We start from the raw sequence: 6,329 nt of genomic DNA, 5'->3' as shown, positions 1-6,329 counted from the left end.
TATGATGGAACATAATGTGAATACCATCATTGATGCCATCACAAAACATTAAGATCTTCTACAAAAGAGATAAAAAACTGAATACAGCACTGAACCGTCTTCATATTTGTCTCAAACATACTGTTGTATAAAGTTTAGGTTGGTTTATAAGCAACAAAAAAGTACGCACTTTATAAGAATGCAATATCATAAAACCATTAATATACTGGCAATATATTAAAAAATATATCAGCTTTTATAAAATGCTTTGCAAAACAACAAGATAACTGTCTTTGTCCCTGCTAATTCTTATAGGTATTCGCACCAATCCCTTATGTCATATTCATAAAGATCTGTCTAAGGATGATCTATAGGCAATTTTTTAACTCAAGAATATAGAAAATTTGATGGGATGTTACAGATGTGTTTCATCTGCTTTTATCATTAAAAGTAATGAAAATTTTAAAACAAGCGCGCCTTCTATCTCTCAGTGATTTCTTTTGCAACTGACCAGATACCCTAGCTGAAAATTGCATAGTGATTTACATGAGAAAAAATAAAAGCTTCTTATAGAAGCTCTGAAACTATTTAAGATCATATGGTCAGCGGTAAAATAAAATATGCCTATTCTCGTACAGGCTATTTAGAACAGCGTCGTATTTTTTGGATCAAATAGACTTCTTATGTTAGGGATCAGAGCTAAGATACGGGGCGCATCCCCTCTCATCTGTGAATTATTGGTTCCCTCTATTTCCCTCATTTACTTTTTATAAGATACATAAATTATTACATCAAGAAACATATGGTTAATGAATGGTTATTTTATATTGATATTTTTTATAATGAAAATGATTTTATTATGTTTGAGGTTTGAAAATAATATTCTTCTTACAGACCGTGAAAATGCAAATTTTCTTCATATAAATATTTTGACACTCTCAGCGCCATGGAACAATAGATCATTACCAAAACTTTTAAAATTTTGTTTTTAATCACATCGGGTACAACCTGATTTTGTAAATGTAATCGAGAAAGTCAAAACACAACATTATCATGACGCAACATAAAAGAAAGTCGTGTCACATCAATTAATGCTTACTTATTATTTGTGCGCTTTCCAGTGTTTTTATTAAAAGTATGAAAATTCTGATGAGCGACAGTGAAACTTAGTTTTTGCCCATAGTCGTGTGTCAAGCGTTCTTTTATTTCAATCGTAAAGATGATATCATTCCAGCGCGTTAAAACATGGCAACCTGTTCCAATAGGCTTGATAAGCTCAATTTTTGTGTGAAAGACAGGTCCTTTATCTGGATGTTCGCCCAATAAGATTATTTCAGGTCTGAATGCTAAAAGATCAGTTTCTTCGCCATAAGAAAATGAATGCCCTAAATGTTGTTCTAAGACATGGCGATCAAGAAAATTCATAGGAGGAGAACCAATAAAATCAGCAACAAATGTTGTTGCTGGAGTGTCGTAAATTTCCATTGGTGTTCCAATTTGCTCGATAGCTCCTTTATTCAAAACGACTATTCTATCAGCTAATGTCATAGCTTCTAGTTGATCATGGGTAACATAGAGGCTGGTCGTTCCTAGTGAACGCTGTAGTGTTTTTATTTCAATACACATTTGCGCCCGCAATTTTGCATCAAGATTTGAAAGAGGTTCATCAAAAAGAAAAACACGGGGTTGGCGTACAATCACACGCCCCATTGCAACACGCTGACGTTGTCCTCCTGATAATTGTCGTGGTTTACGATCAAGAAATGGTTCTATCTCCAAAAGTTTTGCAGCATGTGCGATGCGTTTTTTAATTTCTTCTTTAGGGGTTTTACGATTTTTAAGACCATATTCTAAATTTCCACGAACTGTCATATGGGGATAAAGAGCATAATTTTGAAAAACCATAGCAATATCACGATCAGCTGGTTCACGATCATTGATGCGTTCGTTATCAATACATAATTCACCTGAGGTAACTTGTTCAAGTCCTGCTATAATACGCAATAAGGTTGATTTCCCACACCCTGAAGGACCGACAAGAACAAGAAGTTCTTTATCAGCAACAGTTAAGTTTAAATCATCAATGACCAGAATGCCGTTGTCATACCGTTTTTTTATATTTGATAACTGGATTATGGCCATAATTACTTCTCCGTTTCAATAAGGCCTTTGATAAAAAGCCGTTGCATGAAGATAACAACAAGAACAGGGGGAACCATGGCAACAACCGATACTGCCATGAGTATATTCCATTGAGGATCATGTTGAAGTGATTCGACAATAAGCTGTTTTAAAATAATAAGGATCGTTTGATGCTTTTGATCCGTTGTGATGATAAGAGGCCAGAGATATTGTATCCATCCATAAATAAACATAATGATAAATAAAGCAGCGATATTGCTTTTGCTGAGAGGAAGAAGAATATCCTTAAAAAATTTAACTGGACCTGCACCATCAACACGTGCCGCCTCTAAGAGTTCATCTGGAATAGTCAGAAAAAACTGGCGAAATAAAAATGTAGCGGTTGCAGATGCAATAAGTGGAATAATCATTCCACTATAGGTGTCGATCATCCCCAATTTTGCAACAACCTCATAGGTTGGAAGAATACGAACTTCGACAGGGAGCATCAATGTAACAAAAATAAGAACAAAAGCAGTTTTTCGGAAAGGAAAACGCATATAAACAATTGCATAAGCAGACAAAAGTGAAATAATAATTTTCCCAATACTAATCCCAAGAGCCATAATGAGTGAATTCATTAAGAGTGGCCAGAGGTTGGGAAGACCGAGTTGTGCGAGGCCATCACCAAAGATTGTTTTATAATTTTCCAAAGCATACTTCCCAGGTAAAAGAGGAAGTGTTCCTGAGTTGAATGCTGCTGAACTATGGGTTGATGCAATGATAGCAACATAAACTGGAAAGAAAATAATGATAATGCCAATAATGAGAGTAATATGGGTTAGAAATTTCAAAACAGGGCGATTTTCAACCATAATTTACTTCCTAATATTGTACACGGCGCTCAATCCAGCGAAACTGAATAAAGGTTAAGACAATAACCATCAACATCAATATTGTTGATTGTGCTGCTGATGCACCGATTATTTGATTTCTAAAGCCATCGTCATATACTTTATAGACGAGGATGCTCGTTGCACGCGCAGGACCTCCAGAAGTTGTATTATCAATAATACCAAAGGTATCAAACATAACATAATTGACATTGACAATAAGAAGGAAAAACGTCGTTGGTGAAATTTGCGGGAAGACCACAGTCCAAAATCGTTTAAAGGGACCAGCACCATCAATGGCGGCTGCTTCTATTTGAGAACGCGGAACAGACTGAAGACCTGTAAGAAAAAAGAGAAAATTGTAAGAAATTTGCTTCCAACTAGCCGCTATGACAATAAGAATCATTGCTTGAGTGCCATTAATACGATAATTCCATAGCACCCCTATTTTCTCGAGAAGAAAAGGAATAATTCCGATGGTGGGATGAAAGATAAACAGCCATAATATACCTGCCAATACTGGAGCAACAGCATAGGGCCAGAGCAAAAGCATTGTATAAGCCTTTTTTGCACGGATGACACGGTCAACACAGACCGCTAAGAGAAGTGATATTGTCATTGAAGCGACAGTAACTGAGATGGAAAATACTGCGGTTGTAAGAAGTGATTGCCGATAAGTAGGATCAGAAAGAACCGTTAGATAATTTTCAAAACCAATAAATGTTGTTGTAAAGCCAAAAGGGTCTTCACGCTCAAAAGATGATTTTATTGCTTGAGCAGCAGGCCAGAAGAAAAACAAAAAAGTCACAAGAAGCTGAGGGAAAAGCAGTCCGTAAGAAAGTAGACTATTTTTAAAATATGCATGTTTTTCTTGCATTCGTAGGGCTCTTTAAATGTAGAGACTTTAAAAAGATAAACAAAAAGAACTCAACTGTTTTTGTTGAGTCTTTAATGTCTAACAATAAAACAAAATTAATGATTAGATTTTTCAAATTCACGCAAGAGTTTATTTCCACGTTCAACGGTCTCATCTAAACCATCTTTCGGTGTTTTTGAACCACTAAGAACAGCTTCCAACTCTTGATCAAGAATGGCACGGATTTGTGGTAAATTACCAAATCTTATCCCTTTCGAGTTAACTGTTGGTGGATTAAGATTAATCTGTTTGATAGCTATATCCGCACCTGGCGTTTTTTCATAGAAATGTTGTTTTTTGCTCAATTCATAAGTCGTTTTTGTGGTTGGAAGATAACCTGTTTCCTGATGCCATTTTGCTTGATTTTCTGTTTTTGAAAGAAATTTAAGAAAAGCAGCTGCCCCTGCATATTCCTTTGGGGTATGGCCCTTAAACGCCCAAATAGAAGCGCCCCCAATAACTGAATTTTGTGGTGCTCCTTCTGTATCCTTATAGTAAGGTAGCATACCAACCCCCACATTAAACTGAGCTTCAGAAACAATTCCAGCATGTGATCCTGAAGATTGCATAAAAATTGCACAATTTTGTGCCATAAACATTGGTGTTGAATCTAATGCACCTGCTGGACCACCATAACGGAAAATACCTTGATCAGACCACTTTTTCAGGTCAGTCCACATACGCACTTGTAAAGGTCCATTAAATGTAAGTTCTGAATCAAGTCCTTTAAAGCCATTTTCCTTCGTTCCAAAAGGAACATTATGCAACGCTGAAAAATTTTCTATACCAATCCATTGAGCAGCATAAGCCATCGTAAAACCGCAAGTTGCCGCTTTAGTCTCAAGAATTTTTTTGGAAAAGTCTTCTATATCTTGCCATGTTCTAGGAGGCTGTTCTGGATCAAGCCCTGCTTTTTTAAAGATATCTTTGTTATAATAAAGAATGGGAGTTGAAATATTGAATGGCATAGAGACGATGCGCCCCTGTTCATCGGAGTAATAACCACTAATAGCAGGGAAATAATCTGTAAGATCAAATTCTTGTTTTGTATCAGCCATAAGTTGATAAAATGGATAAATTGCACCTTTTGCAGCCATCATAGTTCCAGTACCAACGTCATAAATTTGGGCAAGAACTGGCTGTTTCTTTCCACGAAATGCCGCAATGAGTGAAATCAACCCCTCTTCATATTCGCCGCGAAATGAAGGAACAACTTTATACTCAGATTGACTTGCATTAAAATCGTTAATGAGACTTTCAGTTTGCTTTCCTAATTCACCACTCATAGAATGCCAAAAGCTGATTTTTGTCTGCGCAAAACCTGCTGTTATTCCCGCTGTGGACATTATGATAGCAACCGTGGCCGCTATGGAAAGATAAAAACGACTCATGGTTCACCCTTTCTGAAGTGATGGAATACAAACTACCCCTAAATTTATAGTATTACACATGAACATGCTATGACAGTCTTATTTCAGAAATATATTCTTTCATTTAAACAGGAACCACCAAAAGGTCAAATGAATTTGTTTAAATTTTTTCGTTTTCTTTTATAAGCTTTCTTATATATTAACGAGATACGCGTTTATAACTATCTGAAAAAAGTGAGATGGCTTAAATAAGCAAAGTCACTTGGTAAAAAGATGTAGATCGTAAATGTCATTCAATGACTATTTTAATATTTGGATTTACTTTTTTTTAAAGAATTGTTTATTCTTTTGTTATTTATCTTATAAGTTTCGGCTTATAACTTTAACACGATATTTCTCCTGAATTTAACAAAGAGATAAATAGAAATTTTCTTAAAATTAAGAAAATCATTTTGAAGCGCTTAATAGTCTCCTTCCTTGTAGTGAAATCATGCCCCTCACGCAAAACAAAATGACATTTTATGACCAATTTCCATGCTGTTAAAAAATCTTTCAATACATCTACATTTCATGATAGCGCCTATAAAATAAGCTATAAAACCTCTCCACTAAAGTATATAAGACTTTTTGCATGCTATCATTTTCACTTCATAAAAGTGCAAAACGACATCATTATATGAGATCCTAATGCTTTAACAAGTCTTGCATTTTAAATACGTTAAATGAATATTTTTATTCTTTTTTCAATAATCTTTTATCCACACACCAACCCTGCTTGTAATGTGCAAACGAATGATTTTGATTGATTCATTGTAAAAAGATTCGAAATAAGAGAATCCTACGTATTAAAGTCTCTTATTCACATGAATAAACTATTAATTATCATTATAAATCAATGTATTATTGTTATATATTCGATATTTTTTCTTCTTTCATTACGCTAGCTTTATGAGGATATATAGTTCTCTTTGTATTGATGTATTTTTTACCTTTGTGCACGCAATTGCAATGCGAGATCAGGTTGATCTGTCGTAATATAATGTACAGGCA

The 6,329-nt window shown here is 35.0% G+C and carries 4 protein-coding genes; all 4 read right to left on the bottom strand.

Translation table 11 applies throughout. The features are described from left to right. Nucleotides 1–1,074: 1,074 nt before the first annotated feature. Nucleotides 1,075–2,121 carry a sn-glycerol-3-phosphate import ATP-binding protein UgpC gene (locus tag ACFIKE_RS07780; RefSeq protein WP_375649073.1) on the bottom strand — a complete coding sequence of 349 codons (1,047 nt, stop codon included), beginning with the start codon at nt 2,119–2,121 and terminating at the stop codon, nt 1,075–1,077. A 2-nt stretch (nt 2,122–2,123) separates the two neighbouring features. Then, the gene (gene ugpE / locus ACFIKE_RS07775) at nt 2,124–2,975 is read right to left on the bottom strand and encodes a sn-glycerol-3-phosphate ABC transporter permease UgpE (protein WP_375626720.1); all 852 of its coding nucleotides are present in this window, start codon (nt 2,973–2,975) and stop codon (nt 2,124–2,126) included. A 10-nt stretch (nt 2,976–2,985) separates the two neighbouring features. Next, nucleotides 2,986–3,870 carry a sn-glycerol-3-phosphate ABC transporter permease UgpA gene (gene ugpA / locus ACFIKE_RS07770; RefSeq protein WP_375611841.1) on the bottom strand — a complete coding sequence of 295 codons (885 nt, stop codon included), beginning with the start codon at nt 3,868–3,870 and terminating at the stop codon, nt 2,986–2,988. A 95-nt stretch (nt 3,871–3,965) separates the two neighbouring features. Beyond that, complete coding sequence (gene ugpB / locus ACFIKE_RS07765; protein WP_375649071.1) at nt 3,966–5,300, bottom strand: sn-glycerol-3-phosphate ABC transporter substrate-binding protein UgpB; 1,335 nt, start codon at nt 5,298–5,300, stop codon at nt 3,966–3,968. Nucleotides 5,301–6,329: the final 1,029 nt, after the last annotated feature.

It is taken from the genome of Bartonella sp. MU70NMGDW, assembly GCF_042194085.1.
Taxonomy (GTDB): Bacteria; Pseudomonadota; Alphaproteobacteria; order Rhizobiales; family Rhizobiaceae; genus Bartonella; species Bartonella grahamii.
Note: the sequence above shows the minus strand (reverse complement) of the source record. Positions and strands in the feature narration are given on the sequence as shown.

What these genes read in the sequence shown, in the direction of transcription:
- ACFIKE_RS07780 (WP_375649073.1), bottom strand. Translation starts at nt 2,121, where the DNA reads ATGGCCATAATCCAGTTATCAAATATAAAAAAACGGTATGACAACGGC.
- ugpE (WP_375626720.1), bottom strand. Translation starts at nt 2,975, where the DNA reads ATGGTTGAAAATCGCCCTGTTTTGAAATTTCTAACCCATATTACTCTC.
- ugpA (WP_375611841.1), bottom strand. Translation starts at nt 3,870, where the DNA reads ATGCAAGAAAAACATGCATATTTTAAAAATAGTCTACTTTCTTACGGA.
- ugpB (WP_375649071.1), bottom strand. Translation starts at nt 5,300, where the DNA reads ATGAGTCGTTTTTATCTTTCCATAGCGGCCACGGTTGCTATCATAATG.